Below are 16,603 nucleotides of genomic sequence, written 5' to 3'. Positions count from 1 at the left end.
CTAAAAAATGAAAATCGATCCTACCAAAGTAATCGCAGATCCTATACTTGCTAATATAAAAAATAAAACGTTTACTAACAGAAATTTAACAATAGTTTTGAATCTTCCTTGATTGTAAAATTTACGCATGGCTTTGTAGAGGTAAAATAGAAATAATAAAAGGGTGATTCCTATGGCAGAACTGTGTATGATTTGACCAATCAATATGGATATTCCTATCAAAATAAAAAACACGGTTTGTGTATGAAAAGTGAATACCAAATGTTCCATATAGGTATAGGATCTTCTGATGTATACAAACCATATGGCAAGAGCAAAAAACGGCAGAAAGAAAAAGATGATAAAAGGTAATTTACTAAAGATAAACTTCCATAATTCTATACCGTAATTATCGTTTATGTTATTGGTTTTCTTAACTCGATTGTAAATGTATTTATTCAATCGATTTTCATCATGCTTGAGGTCTGCTAGTGCTTTATAAGTAGATTTCTCTTCTGTTTTTTCATAATGATCATCATACATCTTGAAGAGTTTGAATGGTCTAGAGAAAAAACCAATACTATCGATTTGAGATTGTGTGTAATAGGCAACTTCCTTAGGTTTGTCATTTTTGAGTGCGGATAAATTAAGGCTGTCTGCTTGTAAAATGGCGGTTTTGATCTTTTCTCTCTCTGAAACGGGAATACCTCTTGTCTCAGAGATTTGTTCTGCAACTCTTTGTTTTACGGAGTCAGGAACATTCATGCCTTCTTCTAATTCTGACAAGGTGGCTTTGGTTTTGGTGACGTCTTCTTCAATATTTGATTTGAATTTGTCAAAATCAATAAACAATCCATTGATGATGAAAAAGATGATAGAGACGCTTAAGTAAAATCGAAAAGGATTAGCGTATTTCACCCGTTTTCCATTGATGTATTCTTTGGAAATTTTGCCTGGGCTAAATAAAAGTGCAATGATAGTATGTCTTAACCTTGAATCGTATGAGAAAATACTAGCAAAAAACTCATTAAAAAAATCTTTGAAAGAGAGTTGTTTTGTGGTGTTTGCCTGGCCGCAGTTATGGCAGTATTTGTCCACCATATCCAATGGTACTCCACAGTTTAGACATTCATTTCCTCGATACTTTTTTAGAAATCTCCCCTTGTTTTTCATGTAAGAAATGTGTTACTGGGGTCTAAAATAAAGGTTTTATGTTAATTATTTGTTATTTCCCCACTTGATAAGAGGTAAGTATGGTTGTACGAACTTCTAATTGTCCTGTGAAAGAGATATCGTTTATTTCAAGTACAGATTTTAGTTGGTGATGTTTGCAGAATTTCCTATTCCTTTCCCAATGGCTCTATCGTAGCGTGTTGCTGGGGCTCTGTAATAAGGGATAACGATATATTCATTCTCGGTTTCGTCGAAGTTGCCGCTCACAAACCCAGGATCGATACTCCCATCGGGCCGCACTAATACATATTTGTAGTTGTAAAATCCTTGTTTGAATAGCTTCTTTAGGAAATAATAACCGCTTTCTTCGTCGTATTCCAAGCGAGTGGATTCATCCAAAGTGTAGTTATTGAAATTTCCATAGATATGAAGTTCACCTCCTTCCAAAGGTTCGTAGCATTCTAATGCAAAGTGTATCCAGGCGTAATCAGCTTCGACATTATTGTTGCCTGCATTTAGATTACGAACTACAAAATTCCCATTGATATCGGGATTGTAAGTGTATCGTCGGTTTGCTCGAACAACGTCTCGATACAAATAATTATGGTAAATATCATTGAGTTCGATACGTTCGATATCTGCGGTAGAGGCTCTGATTTCTTTATTGTCGAAAGCCAAAAATTCGTTACCACCCCAAAAAGCCGATTCCTGATCGTATTTGTATACCAAAGAGTTTGCAATGGTGAATTGAGGAATCAAATCAGTAATGGATTGTTTGATATCATTGTTTTGCATCACCAAGGTCTTTACTGTTCTTTTAGGATCTCTCAGGATTTCTCTGGGAGAATTTATTTCAAACTGTACAGATTGTTTGGTATTGATAAAGTTGAGGTCACGGGATCTTTTGGTGTATACCTTAACGGTAGTTAAGGGTTCGTAGATGATAAATTTTCTAGAGAATACAACGTCTTCATCATCATTGTATATTTCCAGTAGGTAGTTGCCACTTACTTTTAATCCTCGAGTATCCTGATTCGGAATTTCCAAAGTGTAATGACTGTACATTTGAAGGGTGTTGAAGGAGTTTTCGTAATCCACTATTCGGATTTCATCAAAGCCATCCATGAACTCGTTTTTATATAACACGGATGGAGTCCAATCAAAATCATAATGTGTGATACGATAATAGTAATCAGCTTCATCACCATTAACATCATCAAAAGAAATTTGGATCGGATCCCCTAATTTGATGATAGGGATTCCTGCAAATTCTTGGTCCCCAGAAAATTGAATGGTTTTGATGTAATCTGCAGTGGGTGCTTCATCAATCGGAGATTGAGAAATAATGATTTGATGAATCCCAATAAACAGAATGAATAGCGCTAACGCTGGCTTATTTATTTTTAACATTTTGGCTTTGTTCTGGATGTAAATATAACAAAATGTATGCCTAACAGATAAAAGGAGTTTTTGTTCATCAAAAAAGCTTATTTAGAATTATTATAAATAAAATCTTATAACATAACCTGCTTTCACTTACGTGTTTTAATTAGTAAATTTGCACGATTTTTTTAGTTAATTAACATAGACTACAAATATGTCAAAAGACATTCGTATCAGAAAGGGCTTAGACATTAAGCTTGTTGGCGAAGCAGAAAAGAAAACTGTAAACGCTATCAGAAGTAATGTTTACGCAATTAAGCCTGACGATTTTCACGGTATCGTACCAAAAGTTATTGCAAAACAAGGTACAGAAGTTAAGGCCGGCGAACCACTTTTCCACTCTAAATCTAATGAAAATATACTTTTTCCTTCACCAGTAAGTGGAGAGATAGTTGAAATTGTGCGTGGCGCCAAAAGAAAAATCTTAGCCTTTAAGATTTTGGGAGATAAGGAACAAAAATTTGCTGATTTTGGCACCAAAGATGTCAATGCAATGAGCGGCGAAGAAGTAAAAAGCCACTTGTTGTCATCGGGATGTTGGCCATTTATCAAGCAAAGACCTTATGATGTAATCGCAAATCCAGATGTTGCTCCAAAGGCAATCTTTGTGTCTGGATATGCTACAGCACCTTTGGCTGCAGATTTGGATTATGTTCTAGAAGGAAAGGAAAATGAACTGCAAGTGGCATTAACTGCCTTGAGCAAGTTGACCGAAGGGCAAGTACATGTTTCTGTAGGGAAACAAGGTAATTCTCCACTTTCAAACCTTAATAATGTAACACTACATAAAGTGTCTGGTCCACACCCGGCAGGAAACGTAAGTGTGCAAATCGCCAAGATTGATCCTATCAATAAAGGAGAAGTAGTTTGGGTAGTAAATCCACAGGATCTTGTGATCATTGGGGAATTACTACTGACAGGTAAATTTAATGCCGAAAGAACGATAGCTCTTGTGGGATCTTCTGTAAAGAAGCCTCAATATTACAAAACGGTTATCGGAACAGAAGTTTCTACAATGGTGTATGATTCTGGAGTTCACGATGAAAGTAACATCAGAGTGATAAGCGGTGATGTATTAACTGGTGAAAATGTAAAGCCTGACGGATATTTGGGATACTATCACAATACGATCTCAATCATTCCAGAAGGTGACGATTACGAATTTTTTGGTTGGAACAAACCAATTTTCAATAAAATATCTCCATCAAGAGCACTAACATTCTCTTGGTTGTTCCCAAATAAAAAGTACTCGTTGAATACCAATACCAATGGTGAGCATAGAGCATTTGTGGTAACAGGTAGTTACGAAAATGTTTTCCCGTTGGATATTTATCCATTACAGTTGTTGAAGGCTTGTATGGTAAATGATTTGGACGCGATGGAACAACTGGGGATGTACGAGGTAGCTCCAGAAGATTTTGCTCTTACAGAGTTCGTATGTGTGTCAAAGCAACCGCACCAACAGATAATTAGAGAAGGATTGGACCTAATGTTAAAAGAAATAGGATAGTGCTATGGGATTAAAAGATAAATTACATAAACTAAAACTTAAATATAAAGGGAAGAAGATGGCCCCTGCATTTAATGCAATCCATACCTTTTTGTATTTACCTAACGAAACTACCCATTCGGGATCACATGTTCGTGCAGCGGATGATTTGAAACGTACGATGAATACGGTAATCATGTCCTTACTACCATGTTTGATATTTGGAATGTTTAACGCCGGTTATCAGCATCATTTGGCCTTAGGAGAAATTCAAGCAGTTTCTGGAGGATTCTTAAGTGCAGAGTTCTGGACTTTGGATAACCTTATAGTAGGACTTTGGGAAGTACTTCCTTTGGTAGTTGTTTCTTACGGAGTTGGTCTTGCGGTAGAATTCGTTTTTGCTGTAATCAAAGGTCATGAAGTAGAAGAAGGGTACTTGGTTACAGGAATGCTAGTTCCGTTAATCGTACCAGTAGATACACCACTTTGGATGTTGGCAGTAGCTGTTGTTTTCGGAGTAGTAATCGGTAAAGAAGTGTTCGGTGGAACAGGAATGAATATTCTTAACCCGGCACTTACGATCAGAGCATTTTTGTTCTTTGCGTATCCTACCTGGATGTCTGGAGACAAGGTGTGGGTGCACGGAGCTGTAGAAAGAGCTAATGAAATTGCAGGAGGAGCTCAATTGGATGCTATTTCTGGAGAAACTATTTTAGGTGGTTTGGCACAAGGGAAAGAGATCCTAGCACAAACTGCATCTCACGGTAAGGAGGTAACTTACTCTATCGCTGATGCGTTTTATGGTTTCATTCCAGGATCTGTGGGAGAAACCTCGGCTATCTTGATATTGTTAGGAGGATTATTCTTGATTTTTACCAAAATAGGAAGCTGGAGAATTATGGTGAGTGCTGTTCTTGGAGCACTTATCATGGGACTTATTTTTAACGGAATCACTAATGCAGGATGGATTGCAGAATCAAGTAAGTTCTATGCATTAATGGATCTTGAATTCTGGAAACACCTAATCGTTGGTGGTATTGCGTTTGGTATTGTATTTATGGCAACCGATCCGGTAACCGCTTCACAAACCAATAAAGGAAAATGGATTTACGGATTTTTGATTGGATTCATTTCAATTTTGATTCGAGTATTCAATCCGGCATATCCAGAAGGAGTATTCTTAGCAATTCTATTAATGAATGTATTTGCTCCTACCATTGATCACTATGTGGTACAAGGTAATGTGAAGAAAAGAATGAAACGTTTAAAACTTAAAACTGCTTAATCATGGCGATTAATACAGATAAAAACTCATATACTATCATATTCGCTATAGCGATGGTGGTAGTGGTTGGATCTTTGTTAGCATTTACTGCGTCTTCTTTGAAAGGGCGAATAGATGCAAATAAAAGAACTGAAAAACAACAAAATATCCTGTTTGCAATGGGAATCGCCGATAGCGAAGATCCTAACGAATTTGTTGCTCCTGAGCAAGCAGAGGATCTTTTCAATCAATATGTTGGAGATAAAGGTCAGTTTATTATTGTAGGTAGTAAAGCTGAGCAAACAACTGACGCTTTCGATATAGAAGTTAAGAAAGAGAATGACAAAGTAAAGCAAGACGCTAATTACGAGCGTAAAATGCCTTTGTTTATCGGTAAAAAGGATGGAGAAGAATTTTATATCGTTCCTTTAAGAGGAAATGGACTTTGGGATGCAATCTGGGGATATGTTTCTTTGGATAAAGAGTTCAAAACTGTAAAAGGAGCTTTCTTTGATCATAAAGGAGAAACACCAGGTCTTGGAGCTAACATTAAGGAAGCTTATTTTAGAGATGATTTTATCGGAGAGAGCATTCTTGACGCTAGTGGAAACTACAAAGGAATTACGGTTAAGAAAGGAAACGGAGATCCTAAGAATCAGGATAAAAAGGATAATGAGGTAGATGCATTGGCAGGAGCTACGATCACTGGTGATGGTGTTACTGCGATGGTGAAGAAAGGAATCAAAATGTATCAACCTTATTTCGAAACTTTAAAAAAATAAGCTATGGCCGAAGTAATAGAAGAAAAAGTTGAAGCGAAAGTAAAGGAGCCAAAAGAGCCTTTGTTTTCAAAAAAGAACAGAAAATTATTAACGGATCCTCTAGCAGATAATAACCCAATTACTATTCAAGTATTGGGGATTTGCTCGGCACTTGCAATTACTGCACAGTTAAAGCCTTCTATAGTAATGGCGATATCTGTGGTTTTTGTTTTGGGAGTAGGTAACGTTGTGATCTCATTGATGAGAAACATTATTCCTTCAAAAATTAGAATTATCGTACAGCTTGTAGTGGTAGCTGCCTTGGTAATTATTGTGGATCAGGTGCTCAAGGCATTTGCGTATACACTGAGTAAGGAACTTTCGGTATTTATCGGGTTGATCATTACCAACTGTATCATCATGGGGCGTTTTGAAGCTTTTGCCTTAGGTAACGGACCTTGGAAATCCTTCTTAGACGGAATCGGAAATGCTGCTGGATACGGAGTGCTATTGATTATTGTAGCGTTCTTCAGAGAGTTGCTAGGATCAGGTACTCTTTTTGGGGCCAAAGTTCTAGGAGATCCTATCGAAAAAACAGGATTGTATGCTATTGGATACGAAAACAACGGTTTCATGGTATTAGCCCCAATGGCTTTGATTACTGTTGGAATTATTATCTGGATCCAAAGAAGTAAAAATAAAGCATTAATTGAAGATCATTAAAAGAAAGAAACATGGAATATTTAGAATTATTTTTAAAATCGATCTTTATAGATAATATGGTATTCGCATTCTTTCTTGGGATGTGTTCGTACCTTGCAGTATCCAAAAAAGTATCTACAGCTGTAGGACTTGGTGCAGCAGTTATATTCGTATTAGCCATTACAGTGCCATTAAACTTCTTATTAGATAAATATATCCTTAGAGAAGGAGCATTAGTATGGTTAGGTCCAGAATATGCGAGTTATGACTTAAGTTTCTTAACTTTTATTCTATTTATTGCTACGATTGCTACAATGGTACAATTGGTAGAGATTATTGTAGAGAAGTTTTCTCCATCGTTGTATAACTCTTTGGGTATTTTCTTACCCTTGATTGCGGTAAACTGTGCCATCCTAGGAGGGTCGTTATTTATGCAACAAAAAGAGTTTGCAAATATCTCTCAAGCTGCTGTATATGGAATCGGTTCAGGGATCGGATGGTTTTTGGCTATTTTGGCAATTGCTGCTATTCGTGAAAAAATCAGATACTCAAACGTGCCAGCACCATTAAGAGGTTTAGGAATTACGTTTATTCTTACTGGGTTAATGGCTATTGGATTTATGAGTTTTGGTGGAATGTTAACAGGTGGAGATGAAGAAGAAAAGCAGGCGCCAAAAGCTGTTCAGGTAGAAGAAGAGAAGACTACAAAAGAAGTAGCCCAAAATACTAATGTTACAATACTTAAATAATATGATATTATTAGCATCAACCGGTGGAACAATAGCCATTACCATTGTTTCCTTTTTGGTTCTTATCCTGGTGTTGGTAGGAATTTTACTATTCGCAAAGGATAAATTATTACCTTCTGGTCCAGTAAAGATTACCATCAATGGTGAAAAAGAGATAGAAGTAGCTTCAGGAGGAACACTTTTGTCTACTTTAGGTAACGAAAAAATATTTTTACCATCTGCATGTGGAGGTGGAGGTACTTGTATACAATGCGAGTGTCACGTACTAGAAGGTGGTGGAGAAGCACTACCTACAGAAACACCACACTTTTCTCGTAAAGAATTACAACACGGAGCGAGATTGGCATGTCAGGTAAAAGTAAAGCAAGATATGAATATCCAAATCCCAGAAGAGGTATTTGGTATTAAGAAATGGGAAGCAGAAGTAGTGCGTAACTACAACGTAGCTTCGTTTATCAAAGAGTTCGTTGTACGCATTCCTGAGGATATGAATTACAAAGCAGGTGGATATATCCAGATTGAAATTCCTCCTTGTGAGATCAAGTATTCTGATATGGATATTACTGCGCACCCAGAAGAGCACGAAACTCCAGACAAATTCCAGGTAGAATGGGACAAGTTTGGATTATGGCCTCTTGTAATGAAAAACACAGAAACTGTGGAGCGTGCATACTCAATGGCTTCTTACCCAGCGGAAGGACGTGATATTATGCTGAATGTACGTATAGCTACTCCGCCATGGGATAGAGCAAAAAATGGATGGATGGATGTAAATCCTGGTGTAGCATCTTCTTATATTTTTGCACAAAAGCCTGGAGATAAAGTAACAATTTCTGGACCTTACGGAGAGTTCTTTATCAATGAGTCTGATGCAGAAATGCTATATGTAGGTGGTGGAGCAGGTATGGCGCCAATGCGTTCTCACTTATATCACTTATTCAAAACTCTGGAAACAGGACGTAAAGTTACCTATTGGTATGGAGGTCGTTCTAAACGAGAGCTTTTCTACTTAGATCATTTTTATGACTTAGAAAAGAAGTTTGACAATTTCAAATTCTACTTAGCACTTTCAGAGCCTTTAGAAGAAGATAACTGGACAGTGAAAAAAGATATTAATGATGCCGAAGGAGATGGTTTTGTTGGTTTTGTACATAATTGTGTGATTGATAATTACCTGAATCATCATGAAGCTCCAGAAGATATAGAATTGTATTTCTGTGGGCCACCATTAATGAATAAAGCCGTTCAGAAAATGGGTGAAGATTTTGGTATTCCTGATGAGAATATCAGATTCGACGACTTTGGAGGATAAGATTTCTTTCTAGATACAACCAAAAACCGATACATTTTGTATCGGTTTTTTTATTTTTGAGAGTATAAGAAGGGAAGTTATGAAGAAATTAGTGGTAGTGTTGATTATCGTTGGGGCTATTTTTGTGGTGTTTCAGAATACCTCAAAAGGAAAGATGTTGACGCATCAAGTAAAAGGAGTAGTGACTCATGTGATTTCCAAACCTAGTTTGATTAATGAAGAAGGAGATTCGATCGTAACCAGAGTTTTACTGCCCGAAGGGTATACCAGAGTGACGTATCCCAATGGATCTTTTGAAGAGTACTTACGTAACTATCAGTTGAAACCTTATGGTAGTAAAATCATTAATTATGATGAGAGCGAATATTTTGCTCAAAATTGGCATGATGCCATACTTGAGGTGCCAGTTCCTAAAAATGGTTTGCAGCAATGCGCAGATGCTTTAATGCGTATTCGATCAGAGTATTTATGGAATAACAATCGCAAAAATGAAATCGGATTTAATTTTACCTCTGGTCATTATTGTTCCTGGAAGAAATATGCCGAAGGATATCGACCAAAAATTAGAGGGAATAAAGTTTCCTTTCATAAAACAGCTGCAGCCAATCATTCTAAATCTAACTTTTATAAATACCTTAATCTCATTTACACCTATGCGGGAACCCTTTCTATGTATCATGAGTTGAAAAAGGTCCCGGTTTCAGAAATAAAAATAGGAGATATGCTGGTCAAACCTGGGTCACCAGGGCATATTGAAATTATTGTTGATGAAATAAAGAATGAGAACGGAGAGAAAATGTATTTACTTGCTCAAGGAAACACTCCTGCGCAAAGTGTATGCTTACTTAAAAATTTTGAAGAACCGGAAACTTCTCCCTGGTACAAATTTGAAGCAGAAAAGCCGGTGTATACCCCTAGTTACTATTTTGATGAAGCGAAGTTTGTAAGGTTTAAATAAATCACGAATTACCTCTGAAAAATTCATGATTTTGATTGTATCTTTGCAGCGTAATGGCAAGGATTTTAACAAGACAAGAACTACACAATCTGGCAATGAATATTGTTGGAGAAGAATTAGAGAAAAAGGGCTACGAATTTATAGCAATCAACAGTCAATTAGGAAAACACCCACAATTTGTTTGTATAGATCAATCAAATCAACGGTATTTTGTGATCGTGAAGGCAATAGCATATCCTGATAATCCTCATAATTATGATATGATTTGGATGGAATCTTTCAAGAAACATGCACGAGAACAAGAGGCAAAAGTGTTTTATGCCGGAGTAGGATTGCAAAATGCAGAGAATCCAAATAAACCCGTACAGCTTAATGAAGAGTATATTCTGGAATATGCAGGGTTGCAAACCATCGAAACTCATCTGAATTAATCATTATGATACATAGACTATTGGTATTGTTTCTCTTTTTTGCAGTGGTAGCTTGTAAAAAAGAACCAACTTTGCTTTTGAATTATCAAAAAGGAGAAGCTTTTGGAACTTCTTTTTCTGTACAGTATATCAGTAATGAAAAATCTGATTTTTCATCTTCATACGATAGTCTGATTAAGGTAATCAATACATCAATGTCTACCTACATGGATGATTCTGATATCTCTAAAATTAATAAAGGAGATACAACAGTCGTTGTAGATGACCATTTTAAGAAGGTATTTGTAGCTTCAAAACAACTATACGACCAAACTCAAGGCGCTTTTGATCCAACTATTGGTGTATTGGTAAATGCATGGGACTTTGGGCCTGAAGGTAAAATTGTTGGACTAGATAGCCTTAAAATTGATAGCTTGTTGCAAACTGTAGGAGTGCAAAAAGTTGTGCTAAAAGGGGATAAGATTGTAAAAGAACATCCGGATACGTTTATTGATTTCAACGCACTTGCCAAAGGATACGCTGTAGATGTATTTGCCAAGTTTTTAGAAAGCAAAGGTCAAGATAATTACTTGGTAGAAATTGGGGGCGAAATTCGGGGTAAAGGCAGTAATTTGATCAAGCAAAAATCATGGAAAATTGGGGTAGAAGATCCGAACTTTGATCAGACTCAATCTTATAGCAAGGTGATTTCTTTAGAGGATGGAGCGATGGCCACTTCTGGGAGTTACCGCAAATTCAAAGTAGATGAGAATGGTAATCGTTATGCGCATATTATTGATACAAAAACAGGTTACCCTCACAAATCAAATGTATTAAGTGTATCAGTAATCACGACAAATTGTATGCATGCCGATGCGTATGCTACCGCGTTAATGTCGATGGGGCTAGAACGGGCAAAAGAGTTTCTTACGACTCATCCAGAGCTAAAAGTGTATTTTATTTATGAAGATTCCGATAAGGAGTTAAAAACACTAGCGGTGAATGGATTTCCTGAAAACTAGATTTTATTTATTTACCTGAAATGCTTCTTTTTCGTTTTAAGAATATAACGAAAAGGAGTGCAACAGCAGATAATATTCCTATGATCCAATACACAGATAAATCATTCTCAAACTGAATGGGATCCGAGTTACCCACCAGATAGAACCCTGCCCAATAAAAAGGGTGAGATTTATTTGGGTCAGATAAATCAAGGCATTGTAGTTTGGCCTGTCGTAATGCCTGTGCTTTATCTATACCATTCTTTAGATTAGTATAAAAGTATTTCATAAGATCCGGTGTGGTTTGATCAGATATTTCCCAATTACTAAGCACCAAACTTTTGGTTCCCGCATATTGAAAAGCGTTACCCAAACTCATAATACCTTCTCCTTTGGCAATTTTACCGGTTCCAGTATTACAGGCGCTTAGTACGGTAAGTTCTGCCGGGATTTGCATGGCAAATAATTCATGCGCGTACAAAAAATTATCCTCAATAGTATCTTTGATTGGTGTAAACAACAATTTGGAGTTTTGGGGTCGTTCATGATCTACCTCACCATGCATGGCAAGGTGTAGAATATTGTATTGCGCTGCATTTTTTTTGAAGTTGGACTCTATTGCTTGCTGGCCAAAAAAGTAGTCTCCGTTAATGATATTCGAAATCGCTTTAATTTCTTTACGAGTACCTGGTAAATCCTTTTTAGAATTTCGCAAGGTAGCCAGACTTATGGTTTCATTCTTATCTTGGTTGATATCATCAGAAAACGAAAAGGCTAGGCATTCTTTTCTTTTTTGATTATCGATTTGTTGCTGTTCAGGAAATAACAAGGTAGCCGAATTGGCATAGCTGGTTGTGTATTGTTGGATTAAGTAGGGTAATGCTTTAGGATTGTTTGAGTCACTATTGTCTGTGAGTAGAATATCAAAATTAATATGCCATAAAGGACCGTCAGGAATAATGATCAATCGATCTCCTTTAAGCTGATTTTGAATAGGAGATAAAAGTTGTTTGTAAATGTTGTGTGATACCCTTTTGTATGATGCTGTATTTTGTGAGGCTATAGATTTTCTTAACACCTGGATATTGTCTAATACGTTTTTGGTGTTTAATGTGGTAATATTGAAGTCGTTTTTTGAAATAGTAAACACATAAGATATGCTATCAGCTACAAAATATTCCAAAACTGTTGTTTTCTCATCTATTTTTTGTTGAATATCATGAATGGATATGATTTCATTTTGATGTTTGAGTTGATGGTATTTTGGATATTCTTTTTCCAAAACTTGGACCAGGGAATCCCGTTTCCCAATGACATCAAATAAGTGATTTTCGTAAGTAACGATCTTTAAACTATCAGGGTTTTGTTGTATACGTTCGTTGGCAATAGCAGAATTGTAATAGGCATAATCTGCCTTTAGTTGTTGTTCAAATGATGTAATGTTTTTGGGTAATCCTGAAAAATGCGAAGCATTGGATGCTGCTAATAAACTCTTTAAGGTATTTGCTCTGCTTTTTTCGGCATAATAAAATGCTTTTTCCAAATCTTTTTGATCTCCCGTTTTTTGATATAGTAATTGTTGCGTTTCAATCGCAGCACTATAGGTTTGTTGTGCTTTTTGAGCAAAATCAATTTTGTCTTGATAGCTATGAAGACCTTGACGAATTTCGTCGATTAGAATATCAGTGTTTTGATATACTTCTATAGCGGATATAAGATAATTCCTGTTTTTTGTGCTTTCAAATAGACTTGCTAGTGTTTGTGCTTTGCCTTGTAACGATAATAGAAGAGTATTATGATCAAAATAATTCTGAGGCGAAAACTTTGCAGTATTAACCTTAGATTTAGTATTTGAAGTAATAGCATTATGGTAATGACCCAAAGAATTTTCAAGTTGTTTTCTGTCAGTTGTTACTTTGGCTAATAGATTGTAAGTTTTGGCCGTTCTGGGATGTTTTGATCCGTCTGTTGCCATTCTATTTTGTATGCTCTTTTGTAACGTCTGAAAAGCTTTATCAATCTCTTTGTTTTGATACTGTAGTAAAGCGAATGTATCATACATATCACTAATGTAGTATGTTGGTTTTTTGTAAAGCTTTTTCATAACCTTAAGCGCTTTTAGCTGGAAGTAATAGGCTGACTCGTAGTTGTTAATTAAGCCATATAGTTCGGCCAAATCTCTATAGGAATAGGCTGTTTCAGGATAGTACTCTCCATAATAAACAGTTCTTATTTCTAATGATTTGTTGTAATACATTATTGCTTCGTTATACTTTTCCTTACGTTTATAAAGATTTCCAATATTGTTATAGGTAGTTGCAACTGCTGTGCTATGTTTTCCATACACGCTTATGAAAATATCCATAGCCTTTTTATAGTGTAATAAAGCTTTATTGTATTCTCCTTTCTTGTAGTAAATTAAACCAATGTTATTATGTTTTGATCCAATATATGGGTGTGTTTTACCCCTAACTTTCATTTCAGTGTTCAACGACATCAAATTAATTTCTAAAGCTTTGTTATAGGCACCTTTAAGGTTATAAGTAATAGCCATGTTACTTTTAATATCTATAATTTGGGTGTGGTTAATACCTATTTTAGGGATAAGGATAGACAATGCGTTTTGAGCGTAATTTAATGATTGATTCTGTTTCCCTTCGAACCTTAGGACTTTGGACAGGCTGTAATAGGATATTCCAACAAATGGATGGTTATTACCAACTTTTTCTTTGAAAATATCTAGCGCGGTGTTTATATTTTGGACAGACTTTTCATACTTATGTTGGCGATTCAAAATATTACCAATAAGATCATGACAAATACCAACCTCGACGCTGTTTTCTTCTGAGACGGTTTTTCTTACTTCTAAAGCTTTGCGATAATACTTTAAAGCCTCATTATATTTCCCAAGATGATAATTGGTAGTACCGATATCAATATAGCTTTCTGCGATTTTAGGATGGTGTTTGCCAAATACTTTTAATCTTATTTGAAGTGCCTCATCATAATTTTTCATTGCTTGATCATATTTTGCCAAGTGATGATACACTGTCCCTATTCCATGAAGACTTTCAGCAATTGTTTGATGGTTTTTGTTTAATGTGTTTAATGCAATCGCATGCCCCTTTTGAAAATGGTCAAGTGCAGAATTAAATTGATCTTGTAATCTTAGAATATTTCCAATGCTGGAATGCGATAATGCCACTTCAGCATGTTCATCTCCAAATATTTTTAATCGAAGTTCAAGGGCTTTGTTGGCATTTACTAAAGCCTCTTTTAAATCATAATTTTTTCTTTGGGTTTCTGCTATCTTGTCGTAGCAGTCAGATACCTTCTTCAAATTACCAGAAGATTCGTAGAGCTTAAGCGCTTTTTTATAATGTAGCACAGCACTGTCCAATTTCCATACAGCGAGTAATTCTTCTCCCTTTTTATAATGTGTTGAGGCTATTTCTTGTTTATTAATCGATTGTGCTTTACCAGTCCAAGTACAAAGCAAGGAAAGCAAAAGAAAGATATAAATAGATCGAAATGCTGGGGTAGGCGACGACATATGTTTTTTAGGTTTCAAAAAGTCAATTGATGTCTTTAAAATTTTCAGCTAGATTAACTATTCAAAGCTGGTTTTTAGTTAGTGGCAAAGATCGGAAAATGTTACCTCTAATTAATGAAAATTTGAATGAGGAAGTGTTAAAAATGAAGACTAATGCTTATAACAAACAGGTAGGATTTCACCTTTGGCCAGGCAATATTTGGTCACTTCTTCATCAGATAATACAGAAGTATAATCTACTTCGTCTACCTTAAATCCAATAGCTCTTAATTTTTCAAAATAGTCTCGACCGTATACGCGTACGTGATCGTATTGTCCAAAAATTTCGGCTCTTTTCTTGGGGTCGGTAATGCTATCATCTTCAAAAGTAGTCTCACGATTTAGATCTTGAGGAATTTGTAATATAGCCATGCCCCCAGATCTTAAGACGCGATATAATTCTTGCATGGCTTTGGTGTCATCGGGGATGTGTTCTAAAACATGATTACAGAAAATAACATCATATTGGTCATTATCAAATGGAAGATTACAGATGTCAGCTTTTACATCCGCCAAAGGAGAAAGTAAATCCGTAGTTGTATAGTCTAAATGAGATAATTTTCTGAATCTCTTGTAAAAAGCTTGTTCAGGAGCAAAATGTAATACCTTGGCTGGTGCAGAAAAGAAATTGGTCTCTTTTTGTAAATATAGCCATAGCAAACGATGGCGTTCTAATGATAGCGTAGAAGGCGATAAAACATTTTCTCTTTGCTTTCCGTATCCATAAGGGAGAAACTTAGAGAAACTCTTTCCATCTATTGGATCTGTATAGGTTTTTCCACGTAGTAAAAAAGAAACTACTGGTCGAACCCAATAACTTAGCCTGATTAGGATAGGTCTAGGAATCGTATTAAGAATAAATTTAAAAAGCCTTTTCATGAACTAGGACTGGATCACAAATGCCTATACCGCTAATAATTCTTGTCGGAATGCATCTTCTTCATCAGATTCAATACCTAAAGCTTGATAAATGTATTTGAAGGTAGAAAGAATCTCTGGTTTACCGTCTATAATAGCCACATCATGCTCAAAATGTGCGCTAGGCTTACCATCTGCCGTAAGGATGGTCCATCCGTCACGCAATTGCTTGATGCGATGTGTGCCCATATTGGTCATTGGTTCCATAGCGACTACCATTCCCTCGACAAATTTTTTTCCTCTTCCACGTCGGCCGTAGTTAGGCATTTCTGGATCTTCATGCATTTTACGACCAATACCGTGCCCTACCAATTCTCTTACAACACCGTATCCTGCATCTTCTGTGAATTTTTGAATGGCATATCCAACATCACCCACACGATTTCCTACTTTGAACTCGGCGATACCAACATACAAAGATTCTTTGGTAATGCGTAGCAAACGAGCTACATCTTCAGAAACTTCACCTACTGGGAAGGTATAAGCGTGGTCTCCATAAAAATCATTTTTGATAGCTCCACAATCTATAGAAATGATATCTCCTTCTTCAAGAGGTGTATCGTTAGGAATACCATGAACAACTTGTGCGTTAGGACTCATGCATAGCGTATTTGGAAAGTCGTAGAGCCCTAGAAACCCTGGTATAGCACCATGATCTCTGATAAATTCTTCGGCTAATTTGTCCAAATGCAATGTAGTGACACCTGGTTTCACCTCAGAGGCTAACATGCCCAACGTTTTGGAAACGATCAAAGCGCTCTCACGCATTAGTTCTATTTCTTCTCTTGTTTTGGTAATGATCATAGGTCGTAAAATTCCATATTAAAAGCAGGCAAATTTACGAAGAATATT

The 16,603-nt window shown here is 36.2% G+C and carries 14 protein-coding genes; 9 read left to right on the top strand and 5 right to left on the bottom strand.

Going from position 1 to position 16,603, the window contains the following annotated elements:
- Together ACXAGJ_RS12705 and ACXAGJ_RS12700 are read right to left on the bottom strand one after the other, a co-directional pair.
- Positions 1-1,152, bottom strand: coding sequence for a DUF3667 domain-containing protein (locus tag ACXAGJ_RS12705; RefSeq protein WP_474840391.1), 1,152 nt, complete (start codon positions 1,150-1,152; stop codon positions 1-3).
- 141 nt (positions 1,153-1,293) lie between these two features.
- Complete coding sequence (locus ACXAGJ_RS12700; protein ID WP_474840389.1) at positions 1,294-2,562, bottom strand: type IX secretion system plug protein; 1,269 nt, start codon at positions 2,560-2,562, stop codon at positions 1,294-1,296.
- A 187-nt stretch (positions 2,563-2,749) separates the two neighbouring features.
- On the opposite strand from ACXAGJ_RS12700, the gene ACXAGJ_RS12695 reads away from it, so the two are divergent.
- The 9 genes from ACXAGJ_RS12695 (at position 2,750) to ACXAGJ_RS12655 (ending at position 11,262) form a co-directional block, all read left to right on the top strand.
- Positions 2,750-4,105: a Na(+)-translocating NADH-quinone reductase subunit A gene (locus ACXAGJ_RS12695; protein ID WP_474840387.1), complete on the top strand. Its 1,356-nt coding sequence runs from the start codon at positions 2,750-2,752 to the stop codon at positions 4,103-4,105.
- A 4-nt stretch (positions 4,106-4,109) separates the two neighbouring features.
- Positions 4,110-5,369 carry an NADH:ubiquinone reductase (Na(+)-transporting) subunit B gene (locus ACXAGJ_RS12690; protein WP_073321587.1) on the top strand — a complete coding sequence of 420 codons (1,260 nt, stop codon included), beginning with the start codon at positions 4,110-4,112 and terminating at the stop codon, positions 5,367-5,369.
- A 2-nt stretch (positions 5,370-5,371) separates the two neighbouring features.
- A complete protein-coding gene (locus tag ACXAGJ_RS12685; protein ID WP_474840385.1) occupies positions 5,372-6,130 on the top strand; it encodes a Na(+)-translocating NADH-quinone reductase subunit C in 759 nt (252 codons plus the stop codon).
- A gap of 3 nt (positions 6,131-6,133) precedes the next feature.
- Entirely contained in the window at positions 6,134-6,832 is a 699-nt protein-coding gene (locus tag ACXAGJ_RS12680) for an NADH:ubiquinone reductase (Na(+)-transporting) subunit D (protein ID WP_073321593.1), read from the top strand.
- An 11-nt stretch (positions 6,833-6,843) separates the two neighbouring features.
- Complete coding sequence (gene nqrE, locus ACXAGJ_RS12675; protein ID WP_073321595.1) at positions 6,844-7,560, top strand: NADH:ubiquinone reductase (Na(+)-transporting) subunit E; 717 nt, start codon at positions 6,844-6,846, stop codon at positions 7,558-7,560.
- A gap of 1 nt (position 7,561) precedes the next feature.
- On the top strand, positions 7,562-8,872 hold the full coding sequence (gene nqrF, locus ACXAGJ_RS12670) for an NADH:ubiquinone reductase (Na(+)-transporting) subunit F (RefSeq protein ID WP_474840382.1): 1,311 nt from the start codon (positions 7,562-7,564) through the stop codon (positions 8,870-8,872).
- A gap of 79 nt (positions 8,873-8,951) precedes the next feature.
- Positions 8,952-9,830: a DUF4846 domain-containing protein gene (locus ACXAGJ_RS12665; protein WP_474840380.1), complete on the top strand. Its 879-nt coding sequence runs from the start codon at positions 8,952-8,954 to the stop codon at positions 9,828-9,830.
- 53 nt (positions 9,831-9,883) lie between these two features.
- On the top strand, positions 9,884-10,261 hold the full coding sequence (locus ACXAGJ_RS12660; RefSeq protein WP_473285723.1) for a Na(+)-translocating NADH-quinone reductase subunit F: 378 nt from the start codon (positions 9,884-9,886) through the stop codon (positions 10,259-10,261).
- Positions 10,262-10,266: 5 nt separating this feature from the next.
- A complete protein-coding gene (locus tag ACXAGJ_RS12655; RefSeq protein WP_474840378.1) occupies positions 10,267-11,262 on the top strand; it encodes an FAD:protein FMN transferase in 996 nt (331 codons plus the stop codon).
- A gap of 7 nt (positions 11,263-11,269) precedes the next feature.
- On the opposite strand, the gene ACXAGJ_RS12650 is transcribed toward ACXAGJ_RS12655, so the two are convergent.
- From ACXAGJ_RS12650 to map, 3 genes are all read right to left on the bottom strand, one after another.
- Positions 11,270-14,794, bottom strand: coding sequence for a tetratricopeptide repeat protein (locus ACXAGJ_RS12650; RefSeq protein WP_474840376.1), 3,525 nt, complete (start codon positions 14,792-14,794; stop codon positions 11,270-11,272).
- Between the two features lie 150 nt (positions 14,795-14,944).
- Complete coding sequence (locus tag ACXAGJ_RS12645; RefSeq protein WP_474840374.1) at positions 14,945-15,712, bottom strand: methyltransferase domain-containing protein; 768 nt, start codon at positions 15,710-15,712, stop codon at positions 14,945-14,947.
- A 24-nt stretch (positions 15,713-15,736) separates the two neighbouring features.
- Positions 15,737-16,555 carry a type I methionyl aminopeptidase gene (gene map / locus ACXAGJ_RS12640; RefSeq protein WP_073321607.1) on the bottom strand — a complete coding sequence of 273 codons (819 nt, stop codon included), beginning with the start codon at positions 16,553-16,555 and terminating at the stop codon, positions 15,737-15,739.
- Positions 16,556-16,603 lie beyond the last annotated feature (48 nt).

The organism is Aquimarina sp. AWH4_224 (genome assembly GCF_056160245.1).
Note: the sequence above shows the minus strand (reverse complement) of the source record. Positions and strands in the feature narration are given on the sequence as shown.